The sequence below is a fragment of the Metabacillus sp. cB07 genome (assembly GCF_016839225.1).
GTDB lineage: Bacteria > Bacillota > Bacilli > Bacillales > Bacillaceae > Bacillus_P > Bacillus_P indicus.
On sequence record NZ_CP069296.1, the window covers coordinates 3,633,196 to 3,658,278 of the forward strand.

Consider the following 25,083-nt stretch of genomic DNA (forward strand, 5'->3'; position numbering starts at 1 on the left):
CGGCTCACATAGAGCCGGTTCTTCAGTTTTCCAGCAAGTAGTTTATTCTCTTCTCCAAAAGCCCTTCTCCGCCATATCCCATCAGCACATTCACAATCTCTCCGTCCCGGTTAATGAAAAAGGTTGTCGGCACAGCCGCTACCCTGAATAGTGATGCTGCTTCTCCCGTTTTATCCAGCAGGACAGGAAACGTGAAGCCATAATCTTTCGCAAACATATACGCTCCTTCTTCTGAATCCTGGGCTGTTAGATTCACGGCGTATATCTTTACTATCCCTTCATACTTCTTTGAAAGCATGACTAGCTCCGGAGCTTCCTGTTTGCACGGACCGCACCAGGAAGCCCAGAAATTGAGAACAATGGGCTGATCGTAAGGCGGTTTTAATAGATGCTCCTGCCCTTTCATATCTTTGAGTTTGATTTCAGGAGCAAGAGGATCTTTTGCAAGTGCAGGATGGTGGAATGCTAAGCAAAAACACAAAGAAAGCAGTAATACGATTATTTTTTCCAACGTATTTCCTCCCTTTTTAAAGCTAGCATTCTCCTTATCAAAAGGGCATATTCCTAAAAAGACAAGCGTACACATGAGATAGGATGGTTTTCTGAAAGGAGCGGCTCGTTTTGCTTTCTAAAACAAGTTCAGCAGTGGTGACTTTTCTTTTTTTAACTCTGTTTATCGCGATGATGGCCTATTTGGATACACCCCAGGCAAAAAGTGATGAAACTGTAACGTTTCCAATAGCTGCTGAAGAAGAGGATCAGGAGACAGCAGCTTGGGAATCGCAGCTTGTCACTGTTTATGAGGACAAAAAGATCGGGACGAAATGGGAAGACGGCTACCGTGTAGAAACGTATCAGGAATTTGAGGTAGATAAAGATGCAGATGGAAAAACAGTAGATGTCAGGCCGACGGGGAATTACAGTTATTTGAAGTATAAAGGTGATGAGTAAAAAAGGGTGTCTTCGGGACACCCTTTTTCATTTTGAAAGCAAAATATACCCTTTGTTGTAGAGCTTCCCGCTCATCTGAAACTTAGCCGGATATGTTTCCACAAGATACACTCCGTTTAATTGGCCGAAACGCAATTCCATTCTTTCTTCTAGCGGATTATTTTGATAAAACGATTCAGCAAGGCGCTCTTCTTTTCCCAGTGAAAGCCCCTTCGGAACAAATCCCTCCCATTCAGTAAGAAGGATAACACCTGAAACAGCTAAGTCTTTGCGGCTGTTCAAATGAAAATCGGTCACAAATAAAATAGCCCGGTTTTGATAGGCCGCACAGAGTGAAAATTTTACAGCCACTGCTTCCAATGAGGCATGAAAATACTTTGCGAGGTGTTTAAAGGAAGCAAGTTTTTCTCCATGCATCTTCAGCTGACGGGAGAATTCGTCTGCCGGGAGCAAAAGATCCGATGCTACTTCATCGCACAGCTTTTCCATTTCGCTGTTCTTGTTTTCCAGTTTTCTGAATTGGATATGTTCAAACTCATCCATCAGCGTGTGGGCAATCTCATGGGCGATCGTAAAGTTCTGCCTCTCTGCCGAGTCAAAAATGTTGATGAGGGCTTCAAGCTTCTTATCCTGAATGACAAGCTTGCCTGATTGGCCATCTTCCATATATTTTTCCCTGACCGTTATGCCGGCTAAGGATGCAAGCATCTTCATATTTACCGGAAACGTGCCGCCTAAGCTGAAGTAGGTCTGCAAAAGCTGATGAGCGCGGGCCTGCGCCAGCTCCCTGTCAAACATCCCCATTATTCCTCTGAATAGAAGATTTGATGGCCATATAGATGGTTTCCCATTCCTTTTCTGAAGAAGGCTGCTGTCCCCGGTATTTAATGTTTGCAAGCATCTGAATCTGTTCCTCCTGAAGCCCGTTTTTTTCTGCAAATGCAAGCAGGCTTGAAGGAACTTCAGCATGCTGTTTCAACACTACTTCTGTCCCCATCAGCTGCCCCATAGTTACTTCAAGAGCCTGTGCAATCTGATAGAGCTTTTCTGCAGAAATTTGTTTGTCTGGGGTATTCTCTATTTGTGAAAGATAAGGTTTAGAGACTCCGGATGCACTTGACAGCTTTGCGAGGGTCCAGCCTTTTTTCAATCTGTATTCCTTTATATTTTTTCCGATATTCAAGCAGACTCCCCCTTTTGCTCTACTATAATAAAAGTTGTTTGCAATAGCAAACTCCAACTGGTATAGTAAAAGAAAGTTTGCTATTGCAAACAATCCTTGGAGGTGCCTAAATATGGGGTTTCACTCAGATACCAGTGCAATTCTGAATCTATTAAAGCATCATACAAAAACATCTGTACCGGACATCCTCACAGAAGAGATGCTGCTTGGCATCGGGGGCGGCACTGGGTACGGGTACTTTACATTTTTCTATGAAAAAGAGGACTTTTCAAGCCTCTATCTAGGAACACGTGCTTTATGGGAGAGCAGCGAATCCTTTATTTCAGGTACTTTAAAATCACTCGGTTTCACCCCTGCTGTCCGGCAGACAAAGGACCGTAAAGCTGCATTTGAAAAGCTTGATAAACAGGTTTCTTCAGGTAATCCGGTCATTGTGGCCATAAATGAAGATGTTTTCCGCAAAAAGAACATCTCGCAAAGCGGCTATCAGATCTATGGCACTGTCCTGGATCTTGATAAAACAGCCGGTACTGTTCAAATTGCCATACACCAAGAAAGGCCAGTTGAAATCTCGATTGAGGAGCTTATTCTTGGGCGCGATCATCTCGCTACACGAAAAATCATCAATCAATCAATCTTCCTGCCTGAAACAGACGCACCTGGGCTATCCTTGCAGAAAATTGCATCTGCTGCTAAGGCCGGCATTGAAACAGGTATTAAGAGTGCTCACAATCCGCGAATGAGCAACTTTGGCATAACAGCTCTCGATCGATGGAAAACGGCTCTGACTTCCTCTAATAAGGCTAGCTTCAGCAAGATTTTTTACAATACGAGTCATTTAGTCAACGCCCTGTACTATACTTATTACTGGATTACACAAAATTCGGACGGCTATGCACTCAGACACGCTTATTCCGCATTTTTGCGGACAGCCGGCGACATGGTGGATGAGCCGCTGCTGAAGGAAGCTTCTGCCCTTTACCGGGAATCCGGCCGCATTTGGAAAACCATTGCCGAGGATTCATTAAGTCATAAGGAATTTGTTTTATTGAAGGAAAAATTTCAGGAACTAAAAAAATTTGAACAGCGTGAGGATTTTGATTTAGGCACATACAGAGAGCTAAACTCAGATCTCATTGAGCTGAAGGCAGCTGCAAGTGAACAGCTTCGGATGACTGATTCAGATCGCAGGGATTTGTTTGGTCATTTGGCGGATTTAGTTTCCGAGGTAAAAGCGATGGAAACATCTGCCCTCGCGAACCTTCAGGAAGCCCTTCTGTCAAAAAGATGGGAAGAATATAAATCCTGAAACACACCATTTCTCTCTTCGCCATCAGGCTTCGTTTTTGACCAGATTTTCAGGCAGAGCGTGCACACTGTACAAATCCAAAAGACTCGCCTTGTCTAAAGACGAGTCTTTTATTTGTAGCCAATGCAGACACTGGGACTTGTGATTATCTGTGCTGATCAATAAGAATTTGATTACCATCAGGATCTTCAATCATTAAATGTGCAGGCCCTTCGCCCGCTTCATCTGCTTCAGACAGGATTTTCATTCCTTTTTCCTTCAGCTTTTTTTGAATATCCCTTATGTCCGTAAATGATTCGAGGTCTTCGGCGTTTTCATTCCATCCAGGATTAAACGTCAGGATATTTTTTTCAAACATTCCCTGAAACAAACCTATAATGCAGCTTTCATTCTTCATAATGAGCCAATTCTGAGCAAGTTCTCCCCCAAAGACTTGAAACCCAAGATCTTCATAAAACGCCTTCGATTTGTCAATATCCTTTACATTTAAACTCACAGAAAATGCGCCAAGTTTCATTGTGTCCCCCTATAAAAAGTTATTGTTCATTCTATTTTAGTATATATCATTCCAATGAAGAACACCTTGCAATGTCATCAAGAACCCCAAAAAAAAGAGACCAATCATTGCGACTGGTCTCCGCTAAAAACATGTCTAATTCCATTCACTTTCACTTGCTCCTTATTTCCCTCCGGTAAACGATATCCCCTTAATAAAGTACCGGTTAAAGAACGCATAAATCAGCAGAACCGGAAGCGTGAACACCATCGAGGCAGCCATAATGTAGTTCCAATAGCTGACGTACTGCCCCTTAAAGGTGTTAAGCCCAAGCGGCAATGTGAACATTTCAATGTCGGTCATGACAATCAGCGGTCTCATAAAGTCATTCCATGAACCCATGAACACGAAGATGGCCTGTGCTGCAAGGGCTGGTCTTGCGAGCGGAAGCACAATTTTAAAGAACGTACCGAGTCTGCTGAGTCCGTCCATTTCTGCGGCTTCTTCAAGTTCTTTCGGAAAGTTGATGAAAAATTGTCGCATCATGAAAATGAATGTGGCATTGATCATCGCAGGGACAATCATGCCCTGATAGGAATTGAGCCAGCCAAGCTCTTTCAAAATCAGGTAGTTCGGGATCATTGTGACCTGAGCCGGAATCATCAGGACAGCCAGAATCATGATGAACAGAGCTTTTTTCCCTGGGAAACTGAGCCTTGCAAGCGCATAGCCTGCCATGGAGTTGAACAGGAGGTTGAGTGCCGTTCCAACTACTGCAATCAGCACGCTGTTAAACATCCATCTCGGAAAGAGCTCCTGCTCGATGAAGATTTGTTTGTAGTTATCGAGTGTAAAGTTTTTTGGAATAAAACTTAAGGTGCCGCTTACGATTTCCTGGAGTGTTTTAAAGGATGAAGACAGCGCCCACAGGAAAGGCACAAGGGTTGTGATGGCATAGAGAATCAAGATCGCATAGACAATGATCCGTCCGGCTCCAAGCTTTTTCTTCATGTTTCTCCCTCCTTAATATAGCGACTCTTCTTTTGAAAATTTTCTCTGAATCAGTGTAGCCACGAGGATGACGATGGCAAGCATGAGCACAAGCGCTGCTGCGTAGCCCATCGTTCCAAGATTTTTGAACGCATATTGATAGACTAATAGAACGACCGTCAGTGTGGAGTTGTCAGGTCCCCCTGATCCTCCTGAAAAAATATACGACTGGTCGAACAGCTGAAACGTTCCGATCAGACCCATGATGGCGACGAATGATGTAACAGGACGCAGCTGCGGGACAGTGATCTTCAAGAATTTCTGAATGGTATTTGCCCCGTCCAGTTCAGCGGCTTCATATAAGGAGTCCGGTATATCCTGCAGGGCTGCCAGGTAAATGACCATGAAAAACGGTGCTGTTGACCAGATATTCATGATCATAATCGCATTAAGCGCAATGTTCGGATCCCCGAGAAAGTTATATGTCGGAAGTCCGATAGCATCTAGCACGTTATTGATCAGCCCGTTTTTGTTGTACATCCACATAAAGATCAGCGTCAGTACGGCTGATGAAGTCAATGTCGGCAGGAAGTACACAATCCGGAAAAAAGTCTGTCCTTTCATGCCGGCATTTAGAGTAGCAGCCAAAATCAGAGCGAGGATCGTCTGGCAAGGCACCACAATGACAACGTACTTGAACGTATTCCAAAGGGCAATTTGCGCCCTCGTATCATCCAGAATGCGCGCGAAGTTTTCAAAGGCTACAAAATCATAGCTTGTTGTTCCAAGCAGCTGAACCTTATGGAACGACATGAATATGACGTAAAAAATCGGACCGATTATAAACAGCAGCAGGACAAAAAGTGCAGGCGACATGAAGAAGTAGCCCTGCCCCGCTTCTCTTACTGTTCGTTTTGAAAGGTATTTCATTTGCTGGCCACGCTCCCTGTGCAACGGATTGCTGCACAGCCTCTTTCCATTGAAGCCTTAACTTCAGCAGAAAGAAGCCGTGCAGATTTTTTAAAGGGAGAAAGGAAGATCACGCTTCCCATTCTCCCGATTCAGCAGTTTATTTTGAGTCAATCTCGCTGTTTGCCTGTTTTTCCGCTTCTTTTAAAGCCTCTTCAAGCGGCCGGTCTCCAAGGAAAGCACTCAAAAACTGGTTGTTGAAGTTGTTCATGATGATTGGCAGATTAGAACCCTCTGACCAGACAGTCGCATAGGATGCCCCGGCAACAAGAGGTCCTCTTAGTTCGTCTTGATCATAGCCAAGCTTTTCAGCCACTGATTTACGTGTAGGCAGTGCATAGCCTTTACTTGTCCACGTTTCCATTCCTTCTTTTCCTGTCAGATAAGAAAGCAGTTCCCATGAAGCTTCTTTCTTTTCAGAAGCAGCATTCATGACATAAGCAACACTGTAAGCCATAGTTGATTTTTCACCATTGATTGAAGGCAGCTCTGCTGTTCCGTATTCTACATCCGGGAATGTATCAGCAAGAAACGGAATCGCCCAGTTTCCTTCAATGACCATAGCAGCTTTCTGCTGGCCGAATACTTCTCCGCCCCAAGTTGCGCCGACCTCTTTAGGTTCAACGGCCGACTTGTCGACATTGTGCATATCAATGACAGGTTTTAATGCTTCTGCCACTTCATCTGATGCAAAGTTTGCCTGGCCGTCTTTTACCACATCTCCGCCGAGGGACTCAGCCACCCAGAACTGGCGTGCAAGCTCAGGTGCAACCCCGAAACCGTACTGTCCGTCTTTTGTAAGCTTTTTAGCTGCCTCGCGGAATTCATCCCACGTCTGCGGTACTTCTACACCCGCATCAGCAAGCATTTTTTTGTTGTAAAATAACGCTAGAGTCGAGTAATCTTTTGGAAAACCGTACGTTTTGTCATCCGCAATAAACGCTTCAAGCAACGGCTTTTCAAAATCCTCTACATCGAAATCTTCTGTTACATACTCATCAAGAGGCTCAATTACGCCCGTTTCGATTAACGCAGGAGCTTCAAAAGCATCCAGGTAAAACACGTCCGGACCCTCTCCGCCAATTAGACGGGTTTTAATGACATCCATGTATTGCTCCGTAATAACCTCAAGTTTCACGTCAATGTTTGGATGCTTGTCTTCAAAGTCTGCAATGGTCTGCTTTAATAGCTTTTCTTCCGTCGGATTTCCTCCCCATCCGGCAAGTGTCACTTCTGTCTTTTCTCCGTCTGCCCCTTCTTTAGAAGCTCCGTCTGAACTGCACCCTGAGAGAACACCTGCCATCAGCATTGAAGCAATTCCAAGTCCCGCCATCCATTTTCTTGATTTCATGTCCTTTTACCCCTTCCAATTTTTTTATGATCTAAAGGGGGTTCCCCCCCAGAAGATAATGGGTTATTTCTGTGCGAGCTGCTTAGATGTGTTAAGTTGAAATCCTGTCGTATTGTTAAGCACTTCGATTTTGTAATCTGTTCCGCTGCGTTTGATCGAAAGAGACAGTTTTCCCTTTCCGATTGCGAGATCATGTACTTCAAGTGAATTCATTGTTGGGAGCAGAACAGGTGAAAGCGTGATTTCTTCCTTTATGCTGTCCGGAAATAACCCGAGCAGAGATTGAATAAACACAAGCGGTGTTCCGGCTGCCCAGGCCTGAGGCGAGCAGGCAACAGGATATTTTACCGCCTTGCCTCCCTCGCTGCTGTAACCGCAGAACAGTTCAGGCAGACGGTCATATTCAAAGTGTGATGCCGCTTCAATCAAACCGTTTATGACTTTGGCTGTTTCCTGATGGAAGCCCGTTTTGCTCATTCCAAGCAGTGACATGCTGTTGTCATGAGGCCAGATGCTGCCGTCATGATAGCTCATCGGATTGTAGCCGGCTTCGCCTTCCGCCATTGTCCTAATGCCGTAGCCTGAGAACATTCTCGGCGACACAAGCATGTCTGTTACTGATTTTGCCCGGGTGTCGCTGAGCATGCCTGAAAACAGAACGTGACCGGGATTTGACGTAATCGTTCCTACCTGGTCTTTCTTTTCATCAAGAGCGATGGCATAGAACTGAACATCCTCCATCCAGAACGCTTCTTCAAATCTCTCTTTTAAAGCTGATGCCTGTCTGCGGAGAAGTTTTGCTTTTTCAGAAAGATTCATTTTTTCATAGATATCAGCAAGCCCTGTTTTCGCCTGATAGACGTAGCCCTGTACTTCTGAGAGAGCAATCGGCGTTTTCGCATACTCCCCGTCACGGTGAACAACTGAATCACCTGAATCCTTCCAGCCTTGATTGGCTATGCCCTTGCTTGACTCCTGATGATATTCAACAAACAGATCATCATCGCGGTCTCCGTATTCATTGATCCACATTAAAGCGTTCTCAATTGTCGTCTCAAGCGATTCAGCAAGTTCGAAATCTCCCGTCCATTTCACATATTCCGATAAGAGGATTAAAAACAGCGGTGTAGCGTCAACCGTTCCGTAATATGGGGTAAACGGGATTTGCCCTGTCGCTGCAAGCTCTCCAAACCGGATTTCATGCATGATTTTACCCGGCTGCTCATCTCTCCAAGGATCCAGATTCTTCCCTTGGTAGTGCGCCATTGTAAGAAGGGTGCCTTTTGCAATCTCTGCCTGGAAAGGAAGGATCTGAAGTGCGGCAATCAGGCTGTCACGTCCAAATGGAACGCCAAACCAAGGAAGTCCTGCTACCGGGAAAGGTCCAAACCCAACGTCTGTCAAAAGCACTCTCATATCATTCAGCCCGCGGTCAACCAGACGCTGCAGCGGTGCAAAATCAGTTTTCACTGTCGCTGTGCCGTCATTCCATTTTTCATATGAAGCTTCAAGCTTTTGAAGAGCGTCTTCTTTTTTCACCATCTTATTTCCGCTGATGTCGCCAATTTTCGGCTGTACGGCAAGTGTCACCGAATCTGATTCCCCGTGTGCCAGTTCAAATTCGAAAACAATGGTTCCGTCCTCTTCAGCGCGTTTCGCTTGTTTATCCCAGGTAATGACCGTGCTGCGGTTTACATGGTCTGCGCCTTCATAGTGAAACGAAAGGGTGTTTTCCTCAACCTTTTGTCCGGTTCTTTTGCCAAGATCGCCGTTTTGGAATCCGCGGACAACAAACATGTCGAGAAAATCAACATCTGCATGCACACTGATTTCAAATTTTACCGGTTTCGGAAAGTAATTTTTCACTTTCACTTCCTCGTACAGCACATCATCGTAGATAAAACGGGAGCGCTCCATTTCAACGGATTCTCTCCACAGAATCAGCTCGCCGTCTTTTTCCATATGGGGATTCGTTAATAGAATGCTTGATTTGTAGTTTTTATCCGCTTCAGATGAGAGAAGGATAGGATCTTCGCCGTTGATTTTCAAGTCCAGTTTGCTCAGGAAGCGTGTGTCCTTTGTGTAAAGCCCTAAGCCGTACGGATGGTTTTCAGGTATATTCCCGCTTGTGTCTGTCAGCAGAAACAGGTCGTTTTCTTTAATCACTCTGTAATCCATGAATGTCCTCCTCGATGGTTCCGAAACGTTTTGGATTTCATGCAGCACTTCCCGAAACGTTTCGGTTTTTAGCAGTACCACGTAAGTGGCTTTTATTTTGCAGACTCTCTTATGATTAATTCTGTTTCAAGTGTAATAACTTGTGCATCGCTTTTTTCTTCAAGCATATCTATGAGTGCATTCGCTGCTTTGTAGCCGAGGTCAAACTTGTTCTGGGCAATGGTCGTCAGAGGAGGTGATGAATAGGCTGCAAGCAGAATGTTGTCGTACCCGATGACAGAAAGCTGTTCGGGCACGGAAAGTCCCACTGCTTTTGCACTTTTTATCACGCCGAGCGCCATAAGATCGCTTGCGCAAAAAATGGCTGTCAGTTCAGGGTGTTCTTTTAAAAGCATCGTTCCTGCTTCCTCTGCTTTTTCCTCCGTAAAGTCACCGCTCGCGATATACTGCCCGTTTACTTGAAGTCCAGCTTCCTGCAGGGCTTCCATATAGCCTTTAAGCCTTTGTTTACTGACATAAGCCTGATCATGGCCATTCACCAAGCCGATGTTTTTATGGCCGGATTGAATGAGATGCCGGACTGCCCGTTTTGCCCCGAGAACGTTGTCAGTTGTGACATAGCCCACGCTCTTTGATGAAATCGGGATATCAATCAGCATACACGGGATGTCGCTTTCTACAACTTCCTTTAAATAAGGGTCATCGATTTTCATCCCTTGAAGAATGACTCCGTCAACTCTTCGTTCCCTGCACAGCTGCGAGTACGTTTTCTCCCGCTGCTTTGTCGTTGTTGTACTGAAAAGCACCAGATCATAATCACGTTCTGAAATGCATTCATTTACGCCCGAGAGAACCTCAAAAGTGAAATTGTCTTTGGAGCTGACACGGTTCATGCCGGATACAAGCATCCCGATGGTTCTGGACTTTTTCATGACAAGTCCCCTAGCCAGTGTGTTCGGGCTGTAATTGAGCTGTTTGGCAATATCCATTATCTTTCGTCTTGTCTTTTCATTCACATCGGAATAGCCGTTCAGTGCCCGTGATACAGTCGTTACCGACACGCCTGCCGCTTTCGCAATGTCTTTTATCGTAGTCAAAATACTTTCCTCCAAAACGTTTCGGATGCCTTTGATAGTCATCTTACCCGATTATGATAACGTTTGCAAATGTTTTTTATCTGGAATTTTTTTTCAGGTTCGCCAATTGATTATCAGGTTTATAGTTACTAGCACTGTCAATTGATTAGGCACGTACATATAGTAGGAAGACTACTCTAAAGGAGAATATGAACCTATGAACAATCGGATGATAAATGGTCATTTTGATGGGGGATCCCTGTTGCCGTGGACCTGCACAAATGCATCACCTGCAGCACCGTCTGCTGCTAAACTTCATGGCGGAACCGTCAACAGCAGCATCTCACAGTATGTAAAAGTTAATCCCGGAGAGACGCTCGAACTTCTTGTTGCCTTATCAGATGTTAGAGCTCCGCTTACAATTTCTGTTGTTTATTACAGCGCTTCGTACGCTTTCCTTGGTTACGGCCTTATCAAAAACATTCCCTTTAATGCCGGCAATAAAGGAACGATGAACGTTCGTGAAACCGTCTCTGCAGCACCAGCAGGTACAGCCCAGGCACTGATCTTAATCAACAAGCTGCCTCAGGCGGGCTCTTCAGATGTCATTGTAACTGGCGTTGAACTGTTTTCAGGCGCAGAGGAAGAACCGATGGTTGTGGATATTTTCAAACTGATTCAGGGCAATCAGTCATTAATAAAGAGCTGAAGGGATGCTTTCAGAATGAAAGAAAGGGATGAACCATCCCTTTCTTTTTATACATATCTTAGGCCAATCCTATTATTGAACGTCTGATTCTTATTTTTAAAAACAAAAAAGTTGTTTGCGAAGTCTATGGTCAGCTCGTGATCATAGGCTTCTTCAAAATCATGATCAACCAGGATGCTGAGTTTTTCCACTTCCAGTATTTTTTCATAGTCTGCCGGATCGCGTTTAGGGACAACTTTCATTTCATAAAGGGTATTGACGATGTCACAGCTGCCGCGGTCAAACGAGAGCTGAAGCATTTTGTCATCCGGTATGCTTTTAAGCTGCTCCTTCGCCCGGTCGGTTACAGTCATTAACATTACTCTTCCTCCTTCGGAACCAGGATTTCAATGTGCCGTTTTAAGTTGCCCACTTTCACAGGCAGCTTATCCCCTTCATCCCCGTCAACATTTGCAATCATTTCGTATGTAGAGGAAACATCTACCTCGGGAACTTTTAAATAAACAACCTGCTCGCTCTCTGCCAGATCCCCTGTCATCACTTTTGGGAGCAGCAGAAGAAATTGAGGCAAGGCCATATCTTTTATGATCAAGACGTGCAGTTTGCCGTCGTTGACCTTTGCTTCTGGCGCAATGGTTTCAAACCCGCCCACAGAATTCGTCAGGGCGATCAGCATGAGCAGCGCCTCTCCCTCCCACACGCCCTCTTCATGCTTGACGCGGAGTTCAAATGGCTGCTTTTCTTTCATTTTTTTTACCCCTTCGACAATGTAGGCGAGCGGACCAAGCTTTGTTTTTTGCTCAACAGGCGTGGAAAAGGACGCTTCAGCGAGAGCGCCGACAGCTACAATGTTGATAAAATAGCGGTCGTTTATTTTGCCTACATCTGTCCATCTAGAATGCTGCTGCTTCATCAAGCTGATTGCAGCTTCCGGATCTAGCGGGATATTCAGCGCCCTCGCAAAATCATTGACCGTACCAAGAGGGATAAGGCCGAACAGCGGTCTGTGCTCCTGTTCAGCTATTCCGTTGATCGCTTCATTAATTGTTCCGTCGCCGCCCATTGCCGCAATAAAATCAAGCCTCCGTTCGCAGGCTTCGCGTGCAAAGTCTTTGGCGTCCCCTTCCCCCTCTGTTTCACGCAATTCCGTTTCATAGCCCATCTTTTTCATTGTTTCCAGGGCATATTCCGTGTATTCGGCCCCTTTTTCCTTGCCTGAAGATGGATTAACAATCAGCATCGCCTGCTTCAAACCCGATTCCCCCTTGAATGTGTTCTTTTCTTTGGCTTTACCCTTATTCTGTATTAGTTGAACCTGTTAGATTGATAGATTGATGTTTTTTTCTATAAAAAGAAAAAGCACTGCCAAGTCACATGGCAATGCTTTTAACCCGCAGCGATCCGTTCATAAATATCCCGGAGGTTTCTGCAGCCCTCTTTTTTCACATCTTCAATGTACCCGCACCAGAGTTTGGCTGTCATGACGGCATCTCCAAGGGCATGGTGCCGGTCAGTGACAGGAATAGACCGGTGTTCGCACAAGTCTTCGAGTCTGACAAAATCCGTGTGGGGTTCAGCAATCCGCTGAAGAAAGGAAGTATCGACGATCCGGTGCTTGAAGGGTGCCCGGAAATGCTTCCAGCTTGCGTGCTGCATGAACTTTTTTTCATGAGCTGAGTGATGCGCTACAAGCGTATCCCCTTTCACAAATTTAAAAAATTGAATGAGCGCTTCCTCAAGGGCCGGTGCCCGTTCCAATTCCGCTTCTGTAATTCCCGTCAGCGTGCTGATTTCATCAGGAAGGCCGTTTTCATGCCGGACAAGTGTATAAAACCGCTCGTCTTCGAGCATCTCGCCTCCCTTCACTTTCACCGCACCAATTGAAATGATTTCATTTCCCTGTTCAGGAAAAAAGCCTGTCGTTTCAATATCAAACACGACAGCGGAAAATTCTTCTAAAGGAACAGACATCACTTCCTCCGCCTTCATTTCCCGCTGGAGCTGCCTCAAAAAGGCAATCTGCTGGGAATTTTGCCCGCCCTGTGCCGTTCCAAAAACACTCGTCTGAAACTTGCCGTGCACTTCCCTGATAAAATGAATAAACGGATTGGATTTCATGAATGAACACCCTTTTCAATGATCACTTGAACGTAGTGATGCAGTTTCTTCCCGTTCTTCAGAATCGTTTTCAGCTCTTTCTTTTCCGCACGGGTAAGGTCCTGTACAGGCAGATAATGCACATCATCATACTCTTTAATTCTCTTTAAATTCGACATCCTGAACTGAAGCAATCTCAGAAAACTGTCTTTATAGATTTCAAGTTCATTTTTATATTCACCCTGCCGGGAAAGGCTGTTTATCCGCTCAAGGGTGGAGGATTCCATAATCCCTTCTTTAATGGCAAGAATTCTGACCGCATTGACATATGGAAGAAATGCCGCCTGTTTAATGTTCAAGCACCCCTGATAATGGCCGCTGCTTTCTGTAAAAATCTGTCCGAGCGGTCCGACAGACGGTTTGATGTGCATGATGGTATCCAAAAACCTTTGCAGAAGCTTTGGCGTTTTCTTTTGATGATTGTCCACCCTCCGCTTTAAACGGACAAGCAGCTTATCATCCCCCGCCATGGTTCTTGCATCAATGAAGATCTGCAGGTATCTCATCGATTCAAAGCTGACATCCTCCATCCATTTGTCGAGCTGTCCTTCATATCCTTCTGCTGACTTGCACCATAAAGGATTTGAGCTCATCACTTTCCCTTCGCAATAAGGGTAGCCTGCAGCATGAAGTCCGTCCGATAGTTCTTTTCCGAGAGCCAGAAAGTATTCCTCTTCAGCTGCACCGCTTTTTTCATACACCATTCCATGATCCTGATCGCTTACGGCCCCCTGCTCAAATCTCCCTGCACTCCCCATGACAAACCATGCATAGGGCGAAGGAGGATCCCCTTTCTCCTCCTTCACAATCTGCAGAGACCGTTCGAAAACCGTCCGCATGACCCGGTCATGAAACACATTCAGCGAATGCGCATCAGACATATGATTCTGAATCTCTTTCTCTCTCCACTCCCTGATTGACCCGTAGCTATCTCCCATGAACCGCACGTCCCTTTCGCTCCATTACGAGCTGATCTTATCCTCTTTTGATAAGAATACTTCAGGATAGCCGTAACTTCCATGCTCACTCATATCAAGACCCATAATTTCTTCTTCCTCTGTCACACGCAGACCGCCCATCAGCTTTTTTGCTGCGTAAAGAATGACAAATGAAACGATGAAGGCATAGGCACCTGATACTCCGACGCCCATGACCTGAACGCCAAGCTGTTCAAAACCGCCGCCGTAAAAAAGTCCCGGCTTTCCGACTGTTGCAAGTTCAGGCGCTGCAAAAAATCCGGTTGAAATGGTTCCCCAAACACCCGCTGCCCCGTGAACGGATAAAGCATAGATCGGATCGTCTATTCTCTTCTTTTCAAAAAATCTCACACTATAGAAAACTAGGATTCCGGCAACAAATCCGATTAGAACAGCTGCCCACGTTTCAACAAATGCACATGATGCGGTAATCGCGACAAGGCCGGCAAGTGCCCCGTTCAGCATCGTCGGGACATCTGATTTCCCGAGAACCGCCCATGAAACAAGCAGAGCAGCAACCGCGCCGGCAGCAGCCGCAAGGTTCGTATTCAGGGCTACATAGCCGAAAAAGCCATCTTCCACTCCGAGCGTACTAGCGGCATTAAAGCCGAACCAGCCAATCCACAGTACGAGCACACCAAGAGCCGTAAAGACCTGGTTGTGGCCGAAAATATTGTTGGCAGAGCCGTCCTGATTAAATTTTCCGATGCGGGGTTTTAAAAGAATTGTAGCAGCTAAAGCAGCCATAGCCCCTGTTAAATGAACAACTGTCGAACCTGCAAAGTCCTGCTTGCCGTGCTCTGCAAGCCATCCGCCTCCCCAAATCCAGTGCGCAACTACTGGATACACCAGCGCCGAAAACAAAACCGTGAACACAAGATAAACCGAGAGCTTCGCGCGCTCAGCAAATCCGCCAAGAGCAATGGTAATCGCAATCCCTGCGAATGCAAGCTGAAAAAGGAAGAAAACAGATGATGATAAATTCATCCCCTCAAGTTCATATCCTGAATAGAAAAAGTGTGATAAACCTACAAAGAAATTGCCGTTGTCACCGAAAATAAAACCGAATCCAACCGACCAGAAAATGAGGGATGCAAGACCAAACGTAAAGATCGTTTTCCCTGCAATATGTCCTGCATTTTTCATTCTGGTCGAGCCCGCTTCAAGCAGAATGAAGCCGCCCTGCATAAGTATGACAAGAATGGCACCAAGCACCACCCATAAACTGTTTAATAAATACACCGAATCCAATTGAATGTCCTCCTTGATGATTATTACCTTACATTACATGTTATAAAACATAACATCAAACTATTATTCTATATTCTATCTGAATATTGAATGTTGTCAACCAGTTTTCTGTAAATCATGTCATAAATCCTAACATTGATGAATCTGCCTATTTTTCATAACAGGAATTGTCCGGCTCCGCTTTTCTCATGGACATTTTTACCTTTTTAAGGTAAAATTATATTGTGAAGTTTTTCACATAATAATGGGAGGGTGTTGCACTGTGGCACAGGAAAAAATAAACCGTGTAGTGCTTGTAGGAACCGGATTTGTAGGATCAAGCTATGCGTTTGCTCTTATGAATCAGGGAATAGCAGATGAACTGATTCTTATTGACGCGAATGCCGAAAAAGCCCTTGGAGATGTCATGGACCTGAATCATGGAAAAGTCTTTGCACCGAATCCGACTGCCATCAGGCTCGGAGACTATGAAGATTGCAAACACGCAGACCTTGTTGTTATTTGTGCAGGCGCCAACCAGAAGAAAGGCGAAACACGCCTTGATCTTGTTTCAAAAAACCTGAAGATTTTTAAAGAAATTACCGAGAGTGTTATGAAATCAGGTTTTGACGGCATCTTTCTCGTTGCAACAAATCCCGTCGATATTCTCACATATGCCACATGGAAATACAGCGGACTGCCACAGGAGAAAGTGATTGGATCAGGAACCATTCTGGACACATCCCGCTTCCGCTACCTGCTTGGAGACTATTTTAAAATTGCGCCGAACAACGTCCACGCATACATCATCGGCGAGCACGGAGACAGCGAGCTGCCGGTTTACAGCACTGCGGACGTCGGAGGCATACCTGTTATGAAAATGATTGAACGGAACAGCACCTATAAAAAAGAAGACCTGGATGAAATCTTTAAAAATGTGCGCGACGCAGCCTATCAGATTATCGAGAGAAAAGGCGCAACCTATTACGGCATCGCCATGGGCCTTGTCCGCATCACAAGAGCCATCTTTCATAACGAAAATTGCGTGCTCACCGTATCTGCGCGTCTTGACGGACAATACGGCGAATCTGATGTGTACATCGGCGTACCCGCCGTTATTAACCGAGACGGCATCAGGGAAATCGTTGAGCTTGACTTAAGCGCAGACGAACAAAGCAAGTTCCGCCGCAGCGCAGGGGTGCTGAAAGAGATCCTGGCACCGTTTTGGCCGGGAGATGCACCGGCTTAAGGAAAAAGAGAGTAAAACTGCAGCACTCCGGTTTATGGGAAGCCGGAGTGTTTTGAGTTGGAAAATGTGCTTTTTAGCAGATGGATGGAAGAGAGTTTGATTGAGTATGATTAGAGACTGGATAGTTGCCTTTAGCTGCGGCAGAAAAGCCTGAGTGGTCATAAGTGACATGGATTGTTACCTTCAGCTGCGGCGGAAAGGTATGAAGGGTCATAAGGGGCTTGGATTGTTACCTTCAGTTGCGGCGGAATTGTCTGAAAGGTCATAAGAGGCTTGGATTGTCCCCTTCAGCTGCGGCGGAAACGGCTGAAGGGTCATAAGAGGCTTGGATTGTGACTTTCAGCTACGGCAAAAATATCTTAAGCGTCATATAGGTAACAGATTGTGACCTTCATACATGATAAAGACCTCTGAAAGGTCATAAATTCCCCAAAAGCACTTATTCCATTCAAAAAAACACGAACCCCCGCAAGGTCCGTGTTCTCACAATCTATCTGTCTCTTTTTTCTTTTACTCTTAATAAACGCAATCCGTTGGCTGTCACAAGCAGGGTTGCTCCCATGTCTGCGAAAATGGCGATCCAGAGGGTCAGCCAGCCTGGAATGACAAGAAGCAGCGCAAGGAGCTTAAGTCCGAGTGCGAACGCGATGTTCTGCTTGATGATGACGAGGGTTCTGCGGCTTAAGTCAATGGCAAACGGCAGCTTCTTCAAGTCATCTCCCATCAGCGCTACGTCCGCTGTTTCAAGCGCCGTATCGGTTCCGGCTCCGCCCATGGCTATTCCAACCGAGGCTGCTGCAAGAGCAGGAGCATCGTTTACCCCGTCACCGACCATAGCCGTCTTTCCATAGGTCTGCTGGACATCTTTTACGGCTGTTAATTTATCTTCCGGAAGAAGGTCCGCTTTTATATCCGAAACACCGAGCTGCCTGCCCACCGCTTCAGCAGTTGCAGCATGGTCTCCCGTCACCATCACAGTCTTGCTGATTCCAAGCTCCTTCAGCTGATCGATCACCCTGATGCTGCTGTCCCTCACCTCATCTGCTGCAGCTAAAAGAGCAAGCGGCCCTTTATCTGTACCCGCAAGCATAACGGTTTTTCCTTCTCTCTGCAGGGACTCCATTCTTACGGTCCATTTGGAATCAAGCCTGCCCGACTCTTCAAATAATGAGGCATTCCCTACATACACCCATTCACCGTCAACTTTTCCTTTCAGTCCTTTTCCAGTGACAGACGTAAAGTCTTCGACCACCGGGGATTCAAACGGAAGATTGTAATCTCTGGCCTTCTTTAAAACGGCAGATGCAAGCGGATGCTGTGATTTGTTTTCAAGAGCGGCAATCTTTGTGAAAAATTCATTTTCAGAACGTCCTCCGGAAAGAACTTCAAAGTCCGTAACAGCCGGTGTTCCTTTAGTTAATGTTCCTGTTTTATCAAAAGCCACAGCCTTAATGCTGCCAAGCTCTTCAAGGTAAATGCCGCCTTTTATCAGCACTCCGTTCCGGGCCGCATTGCCGATGGCCGTTACAATGGATACAGGTGTAGAAATAACGAGGGCGCACGGGCATCCTACCACTAAAACGGCAAGCCCCTGATAAATCCACGTTTCCCATGTACCGCCAAGAAATAATGGCGGAAGAACAGCAACCAACAACGCGACAGCCATAATGGCAGGCGTGTAATATTTCGCAAACTTATCAACAAATGCCTGTGAAGGGGCACGCTCAGCCTGAGCCTCTTCTACCAGATGAATGATTTTTGAAATAGCCGTATCTTCTGCAAGCTTCGTGACCTCAACCTCAAGAAATCCTTCTTCGTTCAGTGTCCCGGCAAACACATCTGCACCGGGGCTTTTTTCAGCTGGCATGGATTCACCGGTAATCGGAGCCTGGTTAACAGATGAAAAACCTTTTATAACCCTTCCGTCCATAGCAATCTTCTGTCCCGGTTTGACAATCATTAAATCTCCGACCTCAATATCATCAACCGATATCAGCGATTCCAGGCCATTTCTCCTGATCAGGGCTGTTTTCGGGGCTATTTCCATTAAAGAACGTATCGACCGGCGCGCCCTGTCCATTGAATAGGATTCAAGCGCTTCGCTGATGGCAAACAAGATGACAACAACCGCACCCTCACTCCACTCTCCAATGATTGCAGCACCAATAACAGCGATTGTCATCAGTGTTCTCATATCGAATTCAAGGCGCATCAGATTTTTAAATCCCGTGAGGAAAAGCGAATATCCCCCAATGATTATGGCAACCAGAAATGCCAGAATAGACGGCAGGCTTTCTTCTCCATATGCAAAAAGAGAATAGTACCCGAAAGCAATGAAGCCTATTGATGCGAGCAATGCCCCATGCTTTTTGATAAAAGGTTCTGCCGGTGTTTCCACAGCCCCTTTTTCAGGAAGTATTTTCAGGTGCTCAAACGCACCGGCTTTCTCGATTTCTTTTATACTGGCTGTTCCCATCACGGTCAGCTTGGCGGCACCGAAGTTCACTTTCGCATCCGTCACGCCGTCCAGCTCCTTGACGTTCCGCTCAAACTTCCCGGCGCAGCCCGCACATGTAAAACCTTGTACCCGGTACACATTCTTCTCGGCTGATTGTTCAGCTTCCATGGATGCTCATCTCCTCTTGATGAACAAAAGCAATCCGGATCTGCTGCAATACATGCTCATCATCCAATGAATAATAGACAAGTTTTCCTTCTTTCCGGAACTTTGCGAGACCGGAATTTTTCAAAAGCCGCAAATGGTGCGATGCGGTTGCTGTTGTTGTGCCGGTGATGGCGGCTGCATCACAGACACAAAGCTCCCCCTCTTCAAAAAGGGCACAGACAATTTTGAGTCTCGTTTCATCAGCCAGTGCTTTATAAATTCTCACAGCCCTTCCTGTATCCAGCTGTGCTGCTTTTCTTTTTGCCCGCTCCACCTTCTCAGAGTGAACACAGGTGATTTCACAAACATCCTGCAGATTCATTTTCATCACACCCCACATTCAAATCATTGTTTGAATAAAGTATATGCATGAATACATGAACAGTCAAACAATTATTTGAATGTTTGTATAAACAGAACATTTTTCCTATAATAAAGGAACAATCGCCCGGAGAAGGAGAATATCAATGTCTAATGAAAAACACGGGTCCTATCAGGACTTGGACGAAGAAACGCTGTTTATCGCATCGCAGACATTCAAAGCATTGTCCGATCCTACCAGACTCCGTATCTTAAATCTCCTGACACAGGGAGAACGCTCGGTCAATGAAATAGCTGAAACCTTATCTCTTCTGCAGTCAACCGTTTCCCACCAGCTCAGATTTTTAAAAAACCTGCGCCTGGTCAAATTCCGCAGAGAAGGCACCACCTTATTTTATTCACACGATGATGAACATGTTATCGGGCTTCTAAAACAGATGATTGAGCATGCGCAGCATTAAAAAGACAGCAGAAAAGCCCCATAATTCGGGGCTTTATTTTAATTGTCTTTTAATTGCAGTGCTCATCCCCGCAGCAGCCTGATCCTTTCCAGTCGACCTGAATGGTTGTATGATGAAGTCCGAATTTGTCATGCAGCAGTTTGTTCGCTTCTCTTAGGACAGCCTGCTGTTCCATTCCTTCCTCCAATTCAAGATGACAGCTCAGTGCAGGAAAATCTGATGTAATCGACCAGACATGCAGATCGTGCACCCCGTGTACACGGTCCATGTTCAGCAGAGCGCCTTTAATTTCATCCAGATTCAAGTTGCCCGGAACACCCTCCATCAAAATATGAAACGAATCCTTTGTGACCCTGAATCCGCTGATGATGATTAAGATGGCCACAATGATACTTGCTACCGGATCTGCTGCTCCCCAGCCGAAAAACATGATCAGCAGGGCGGCGATAATGGCCCCGACAGAACCAAGCATATCCCCGATCACATGGAGAAAAGCACTCCTGACATTCAGATTGTCATCCTTGTCACCCTTCATCAGAATAAATGCAGCTGCAATATTAACCAGCAGGCCGATGCTTGAAATAATCAGCATTCCTGAGCTTACTACTTCCGGTGGATCCACAAACCGCTGATAGGCTTCTATAAAAATAAAAATCGAAATGACGATCAGCGTCAGGCCGTTTATGAATGCAGCAAGTATCTCAAACCGTTTGTACCCGAATGTTTTAGAAGAAGATGCCCCTTTTGCCCCGAATACCAGAGCCAGATAACTCAAGCCAAGCGCAGCCGCATCACTCAGCATATGACCTGCATCAGAAAGCAGAGCCAGACTGTTTGTCAGAAGCCCCCCTATCACTTCAGCAACCATAAAGAGAGCAATAAGAGCAAACGCCCAAAGCAGTGCTTTTTTATTGTTCGTATGGTGGTGGTGATGCCCGTCATGACCATGGCTGTGAGAATGTCCCATCCAAATCCCTCCGTTCTTCTTATATATGAATATATGCTCATATATATTATTTCAAAACGTGTTGTTTTGTGCAAGTTGTACTTAGTTTTTACATTTCTATTTTAATTATCAGGTTTGTACGCCCTTAACGGAATGCAAGTATGAAAAAAACAGCCGCATCCCCTGCGGCTGTTTCTTAGTAAATATCTCTTCTCGAAAAGACAAAAAACGATACGATGAGGCCGCACACGGCCCATACGCCGAGGACACTCATTGAAAATCCGAGCGACATCCCGCTGATTGGCGGAGCCATTCCGGCTACGTAGTCTGTGAGCCTCAAGTTGACCATGAACAAGTATTTCGCTGATTCCCACGAGGAAACCATATTGGCAAGAATCGCTCCCGCAATCAGTGCTGCGAGCATGACGCCCATGACGGATGCCGTACTCTTCATGAGCACGGACAGGGTAAAGGTAAGCGTGCCGATGACGACAGCGACGAACCATACGAGCCCAAGCTCCATCAGGATATACTGCCACTGGTCAATGAGCTGAACATTTTCCGTGTTCAGTTCTTCTCCGGTCACGGTAAATCCGGTCAGCACAGGCATTGTCCACCCGCCATATCCGAAGACGACTCCAGATATCAGGTAAGACAGAACCCCAAGCGAAAGAACAATAAACGATATGGACAAAAGCAGGGTGATGTATTTACTCAGAAGGATCTTCCACCTTTTCACAGGTCTTGTCAACAGCAGTTTAATGGTGCCTCTGTTCGCTTCGGACGAGACAAGGTCTGCTGCAATGACCATGACCATGAGCGGCAGCAGGAGATCGATGGAATTTTCGGCGAACATCCTCATGAACGTCGGTGCTCCCGGCGCACTTGGATTGATGTCATTGTCCAGGTAGTATTGCTGCTGTTCCATTCGGATCTGCAAATATTTTTTCCATTCAGCTGAAATTCCGCTTGAACTCAGCCGGTTCTGGGCATTGATAATTTCCTGCTGCAGCTGAGTGCGCCAGTCTGTGGTCCCAAGTTCTTCTTGAAGCTGTTGTGCTTCTTTCATTTGTGCATAGGTGAAAAGGCCAACCAGGACGGCAAGAATTCCTGCGATAATAAAGAGCCGCTTTTTGCGAATGATTTTGATCATTTCGTTGTAGACAAGATTAATCAATGGTTTCACCTTCAGTCAGTTCAATGAACAGGTCTTCAAGAGTAGGAAGCTTAACCTGGATTTCTTTCACTTTAACACCAGCTGAAACGAGCTTCCCGTTCCAGTCCGGGATATGTTCTTCTTCATGATACGTGACAATCTGCTGATCAAAGTCTGACAGGATGGCTGTTTCCGCTGCCAGCACTTCTTTCCCTTTTTCAGGAGGGTCAAGCTTCCAGATGACTCTCTCTTTCTCTGACAGGAGGTGCTCTACTGTGTCTACTTTAAGTACAGATCCTTTAGATATAATCGCCACTCTGTCGCACATCAGCTGAATTTCACTGAGCAAATGAGAGGATACCAGAACACTCAGTCCTTCTTCTTCTGCTAGGAACCGGATGAATTCCCGCATTTCCCGGATGCCCACCGGATCAAGGCCGTTTGTCGGCTCATCAAGAATGAGTACATCCGGCTTGCCAAGAAGAGCCTGGGCAATACCAAGGCGCTGGCGCATACCTAGGGAGTACGTGCTTACGCGGTCGTCAATTCTGTTCTGCAGTCCGACAAGGTCCACCACTTCCTGTATCCTTTCCTTCGGAAGCCCGGGAACCATGCGCCAGAAATACTGAAGGTTTTCCCGGCCTGTCAGGTAAGGATATAGTTCAGGGTTTTCCACAATGCACCCGATATGACTGATGGCTTTTGAAAAATCCGTCTTTAAATCATGGCCGCAAATTGTAATCTTTCCTGACGTTGCTTTAATGAGCCCGACAAGCATGCGGATCGTCGTTGTCTTTCCTGCTCCGTTTGGTCCGAGAAAGCCGAATACTTCTCCCTTTTGCAGCTGAAATGAAATGCCTTTAATGATCTCTTTCCGTCCAATTTTCTTTTTAAGATCTGTCACTGCGAGCGTTGTCTGCTTACTGCTCATCCTGCTTCTCCTCCCCGCTGAACACAATCAATGATGAAAGCCTCTCTCCGATCAGCTTATAGCCTTCTGAGTTAGGATGAAATTTATCGCTGTACAAGTAGTCATTCACGTTCTGCTCAAATAAATCGAACGTCGGAACCATGATGACGTTTGGGTATTTCGCTGCCGTCTCTGCGGATTCAAAATTCCACTGTCTGACAACAGCTGACGTCGTTTTTGCATCTTCAAGATCATTAAACGGGTTGTAGAGACCGACATAATAAAGCACGGCTTCCTTATTTATTTCGCGAATTTCGCTGAAAATGGCATCCAGATTCTTTACATACGCTTCTCTTGCCGCTTCATTTGCAGAAGCGTTCAGATTTTCCAACGCCTGGCCGCCCTGGAACAAATCATTTCCGCCAATCGTCATGACAATCGTATCCGCTGAGCGGAGCTGCCTCTTGATTTCAGGCTTTTGGAGCTGACCTATGACGTCTTTTGAGACTTGTCCTTTTACAGCCAGATTAGACAGGTTAATCTCTCTGTCTGTCTTTTCTCCGAGCTCATCCATCATGTAGCCGATGTATCCTTTACCGGACTGATCCCCGGTTCCCCGCGTTAGAGAATCTCCAAGCGCGACAATCTGATACTCCCCGTCGCTCGAAGCGCTTACTTCTTCCTTTTCACTCTGACCGGGCGAAAGATTAGCAGCCGGCCCGCTGAAAAAATAATGCTGAATCGTCCATCCAAGTCCAAATATCCATAAAGCGGTTGCCAGCACGGATAAAATGCCGATAAACTTTGCTGCAGTTGGTTTCAAACGATCACCTTTTCCTTACGTGTTATCCATCAATTTACATGAAAACAGAAGCTCAGTGCAACTTTGAGTACGTTCCATTTTGGACAAATTTGACCATTGTTCAAGCTTTCGCCATATTTTCTCCCTGTTTGTGTATAGTAAAAAAACGGGTATGGCTCAGTAATAGGAGGAGACGCCAATGAATAATGAAATAAAGGCTTGTGTATTTGACGTATACGGCACACTTTTTGATGTGCATTCCGTAAAGAAAAAAGCAGATGAACTTTATGATGGACGAGGAGAAGAGATCAGCAGGATATGGCGGCAAAAGCAGCTGGAATATTCCTTCCTGCGGCAGATTATGGGCAACTATGAAACGTTTTTGACCGTCACAAGAAACGCACTGTCATACACCCTTCGTTCGCTTCATCTGGAGAATTCACCTGAAAAAGAAGAGCTACTTATTAATGAATATAAAAAGCTGGAATGCTACCCGGAAACGGAAGAGGTTCTGCGGAGCCTATCGGATAAAAAATTGGCTGTCTTTTCAAATGGATCCCATGATATGCTGGATCCCCTCATTGAACAGTCAGGACTTGCGCCTCTTTTTGACGCCATTATCAGTGTTGATCATGCGAAGCAATTCAAACCTTCCCCTGCTTCCTACACCCTTGTATTAAAAGAACTCGGGGTCGAGCGGGAAAACGTGCTTTTCATGTCATCAAACGGATGGGATATTTCCGGTGCCAGAAATTTCGGATTCCAGACAGCTTGGATCAACCGGGGAGGCATGCCCACAGAAGAGCTTGGGGTAAAGCCGCATAGTATTTACGAAGATTTGAAAGGGATTTTGGAGTGGAGATGAGTTGCAAGACAATTTATCTTACCCTCCCAAACCGTTATTCGATCTGCCAGGGTAAGCAAACCAACCTATCTTACCCTCCCAAACCGTTATTCAATCTGCCAGGGTAAGCAAACCAACCTATCTTACCCTCCC

The 25,083-nt window shown here is 45.7% G+C and carries 26 protein-coding genes; 6 read left to right on the forward strand and 20 right to left on the reverse strand.

What is annotated here, in order from left to right; translation table 11 throughout:
- Positions 1–22: 22 nt before the first annotated feature.
- Positions 23–511, reverse strand: a complete 489-nt coding sequence (locus tag JOJ89_RS18600; RefSeq protein WP_203288924.1) for a TlpA family protein disulfide reductase — start codon at positions 509–511, stop codon at positions 23–25.
- A 110-nt stretch (positions 512–621) separates the two neighbouring features.
- Here JOJ89_RS18600 and JOJ89_RS18605 point away from each other — a divergent pair, with 110 nt between their 5' ends.
- Positions 622–951, forward strand: coding sequence for a hypothetical protein (locus JOJ89_RS18605; RefSeq protein ID WP_203288926.1), 330 nt, complete (start codon positions 622–624; stop codon positions 949–951).
- A 27-nt stretch (positions 952–978) separates the two neighbouring features.
- On the opposite strand, the gene JOJ89_RS18610 is transcribed toward JOJ89_RS18605, so the two are convergent.
- Positions 979–1,749, reverse strand: coding sequence for an ImmA/IrrE family metallo-endopeptidase (locus JOJ89_RS18610; RefSeq protein ID WP_203288935.1), 771 nt, complete (start codon positions 1,747–1,749; stop codon positions 979–981).
- Positions 1,742–2,134, reverse strand: a complete 393-nt coding sequence (locus JOJ89_RS18615; protein WP_203288937.1) for a helix-turn-helix domain-containing protein — start codon at positions 2,132–2,134, stop codon at positions 1,742–1,744. The genes JOJ89_RS18610 and JOJ89_RS18615 overlap by 8 nt, the downstream gene beginning before the upstream one ends.
- A 112-nt stretch (positions 2,135–2,246) precedes the next feature.
- On the opposite strand from JOJ89_RS18615, the gene JOJ89_RS18620 reads away from it, so the two are divergent.
- On the forward strand, positions 2,247–3,443 hold the full coding sequence (locus JOJ89_RS18620) for a BtrH N-terminal domain-containing protein (RefSeq protein WP_203288939.1): 1,197 nt from the start codon (positions 2,247–2,249) through the stop codon (positions 3,441–3,443).
- Positions 3,444–3,588: 145 nt separating this feature from the next.
- Here the strand turns inward: JOJ89_RS18620 and JOJ89_RS18625 are convergent, their stop codons facing one another.
- The 6 genes from JOJ89_RS18625 to JOJ89_RS18650 all read right to left on the reverse strand — a co-directional run bounded on the left by JOJ89_RS18625 (position 3,589) and on the right by JOJ89_RS18650 (position 10,524).
- Positions 3,589–3,960, reverse strand: a complete 372-nt coding sequence (locus JOJ89_RS18625; RefSeq protein ID WP_203288941.1) for a VOC family protein — start codon at positions 3,958–3,960, stop codon at positions 3,589–3,591.
- 162 nt (positions 3,961–4,122) lie between these two features.
- Positions 4,123–4,950 carry a carbohydrate ABC transporter permease gene (locus tag JOJ89_RS18630; RefSeq protein ID WP_029284490.1) on the reverse strand — a complete coding sequence of 276 codons (828 nt, stop codon included), beginning with the start codon at positions 4,948–4,950 and terminating at the stop codon, positions 4,123–4,125.
- A 12-nt stretch (positions 4,951–4,962) separates the two neighbouring features.
- Complete coding sequence (locus tag JOJ89_RS18635; RefSeq protein WP_029284492.1) at positions 4,963–5,859, reverse strand: carbohydrate ABC transporter permease; 897 nt, start codon at positions 5,857–5,859, stop codon at positions 4,963–4,965.
- A 139-nt stretch (positions 5,860–5,998) separates the two neighbouring features.
- Entirely contained in the window at positions 5,999–7,249 is a 1,251-nt protein-coding gene (locus tag JOJ89_RS18640) for an ABC transporter substrate-binding protein (RefSeq protein ID WP_203288943.1), read from the reverse strand.
- 63 nt (positions 7,250–7,312) lie between these two features.
- On the reverse strand, positions 7,313–9,427 hold the full coding sequence (locus tag JOJ89_RS18645) for an amylo-alpha-1,6-glucosidase (protein WP_203288945.1): 2,115 nt from the start codon (positions 9,425–9,427) through the stop codon (positions 7,313–7,315).
- A 92-nt stretch (positions 9,428–9,519) separates the two neighbouring features.
- Positions 9,520–10,524, reverse strand: coding sequence for a LacI family DNA-binding transcriptional regulator (locus JOJ89_RS18650; protein WP_029284498.1), 1,005 nt, complete (start codon positions 10,522–10,524; stop codon positions 9,520–9,522).
- A gap of 196 nt (positions 10,525–10,720) precedes the next feature.
- Between JOJ89_RS18650 and JOJ89_RS18655 the strand changes: the two genes are divergently transcribed.
- The gene (locus tag JOJ89_RS18655; RefSeq protein ID WP_029566891.1) at positions 10,721–11,212 is read left to right on the forward strand and encodes an NTTRR-F1 domain; all 492 of its coding nucleotides are present in this window, start codon (positions 10,721–10,723) and stop codon (positions 11,210–11,212) included.
- Between the two features lie 47 nt (positions 11,213–11,259).
- Here JOJ89_RS18655 and JOJ89_RS18660 read toward each other — a convergent pair whose 3' ends face one another.
- The 5 genes from JOJ89_RS18660 to JOJ89_RS18680 form a co-directional block, all read right to left on the reverse strand.
- Positions 11,260–11,571, reverse strand: coding sequence for an iron-sulfur cluster biosynthesis family protein (locus JOJ89_RS18660; RefSeq protein ID WP_029284502.1), 312 nt, complete (start codon positions 11,569–11,571; stop codon positions 11,260–11,262).
- Positions 11,571–12,464 carry a diacylglycerol/lipid kinase family protein gene (locus JOJ89_RS18665; protein WP_029566892.1) on the reverse strand — a complete coding sequence of 298 codons (894 nt, stop codon included), beginning with the start codon at positions 12,462–12,464 and terminating at the stop codon, positions 11,571–11,573. Before JOJ89_RS18665 ends, JOJ89_RS18660 begins: the two co-directional genes overlap by 1 nt.
- 134 nt (positions 12,465–12,598) lie before the next feature.
- On the reverse strand, positions 12,599–13,330 hold the full coding sequence (locus JOJ89_RS18670; protein ID WP_029566893.1) for an exonuclease domain-containing protein: 732 nt from the start codon (positions 13,328–13,330) through the stop codon (positions 12,599–12,601).
- Complete coding sequence (locus JOJ89_RS18675) at positions 13,327–14,307, reverse strand: DUF294 nucleotidyltransferase-like domain-containing protein (RefSeq protein WP_029566894.1); 981 nt, start codon at positions 14,305–14,307, stop codon at positions 13,327–13,329. The genes JOJ89_RS18670 and JOJ89_RS18675 overlap by 4 nt, the downstream gene beginning before the upstream one ends.
- A gap of 24 nt (positions 14,308–14,331) precedes the next feature.
- A complete protein-coding gene (locus JOJ89_RS18680) occupies positions 14,332–15,597 on the reverse strand; it encodes an ammonium transporter (RefSeq protein ID WP_029566895.1) in 1,266 nt (421 codons plus the stop codon).
- 262 nt (positions 15,598–15,859) lie between these two features.
- On the opposite strand from JOJ89_RS18680, the gene JOJ89_RS18685 reads away from it, so the two are divergent.
- Positions 15,860–16,825, forward strand: a complete 966-nt coding sequence (locus tag JOJ89_RS18685) for an L-lactate dehydrogenase (protein ID WP_029566896.1) — start codon at positions 15,860–15,862, stop codon at positions 16,823–16,825.
- A gap of 490 nt (positions 16,826–17,315) precedes the next feature.
- Here the strand turns inward: JOJ89_RS18685 and JOJ89_RS18690 are convergent, their stop codons facing one another.
- Both JOJ89_RS18690 and JOJ89_RS18695 read right to left on the reverse strand, forming a co-directional pair.
- Complete coding sequence (locus JOJ89_RS18690; protein WP_203288947.1) at positions 17,316–19,451, reverse strand: heavy metal translocating P-type ATPase; 2,136 nt, start codon at positions 19,449–19,451, stop codon at positions 17,316–17,318.
- Complete coding sequence (locus JOJ89_RS18695; protein WP_029284516.1) at positions 19,441–19,812, reverse strand: ArsR/SmtB family transcription factor; 372 nt, start codon at positions 19,810–19,812, stop codon at positions 19,441–19,443. The genes JOJ89_RS18690 and JOJ89_RS18695 overlap by 11 nt, the downstream gene beginning before the upstream one ends.
- A gap of 145 nt (positions 19,813–19,957) precedes the next feature.
- On the opposite strand from JOJ89_RS18695, the gene JOJ89_RS18700 reads away from it, so the two are divergent.
- Positions 19,958–20,272 carry an ArsR/SmtB family transcription factor gene (locus JOJ89_RS18700; RefSeq protein WP_029284518.1) on the forward strand — a complete coding sequence of 105 codons (315 nt, stop codon included), beginning with the start codon at positions 19,958–19,960 and terminating at the stop codon, positions 20,270–20,272.
- A 49-nt stretch (positions 20,273–20,321) separates the two neighbouring features.
- Here the strand turns inward: JOJ89_RS18700 and JOJ89_RS18705 are convergent, their stop codons facing one another.
- The 4 genes from JOJ89_RS18705 to JOJ89_RS18720 form a co-directional block, all read right to left on the reverse strand.
- Positions 20,322–21,239 carry a cation diffusion facilitator family transporter gene (locus JOJ89_RS18705; protein ID WP_203288949.1) on the reverse strand — a complete coding sequence of 306 codons (918 nt, stop codon included), beginning with the start codon at positions 21,237–21,239 and terminating at the stop codon, positions 20,322–20,324.
- Between the two features lie 175 nt (positions 21,240–21,414).
- Positions 21,415–22,395 carry an ABC transporter permease gene (locus JOJ89_RS18710; RefSeq protein WP_029566898.1) on the reverse strand — a complete coding sequence of 327 codons (981 nt, stop codon included), beginning with the start codon at positions 22,393–22,395 and terminating at the stop codon, positions 21,415–21,417.
- Positions 22,388–23,305: an ABC transporter ATP-binding protein gene (locus tag JOJ89_RS18715; RefSeq protein ID WP_029284524.1), complete on the reverse strand. Its 918-nt coding sequence runs from the start codon at positions 23,303–23,305 to the stop codon at positions 22,388–22,390. The genes JOJ89_RS18710 and JOJ89_RS18715 overlap by 8 nt, the downstream gene beginning before the upstream one ends.
- The gene (locus JOJ89_RS18720; RefSeq protein WP_029284526.1) at positions 23,295–24,107 is read right to left on the reverse strand and encodes an SGNH/GDSL hydrolase family protein; all 813 of its coding nucleotides are present in this window, start codon (positions 24,105–24,107) and stop codon (positions 23,295–23,297) included. The genes JOJ89_RS18715 and JOJ89_RS18720 overlap by 11 nt, the downstream gene beginning before the upstream one ends.
- Before the next feature lie 178 nt (positions 24,108–24,285).
- Here JOJ89_RS18720 and JOJ89_RS18725 point away from each other — a divergent pair, with 178 nt between their 5' ends.
- On the forward strand, positions 24,286–24,951 hold the full coding sequence (locus tag JOJ89_RS18725; RefSeq protein ID WP_029566900.1) for a haloacid dehalogenase type II: 666 nt from the start codon (positions 24,286–24,288) through the stop codon (positions 24,949–24,951).
- Positions 24,952–25,083: the final 132 nt, after the last annotated feature.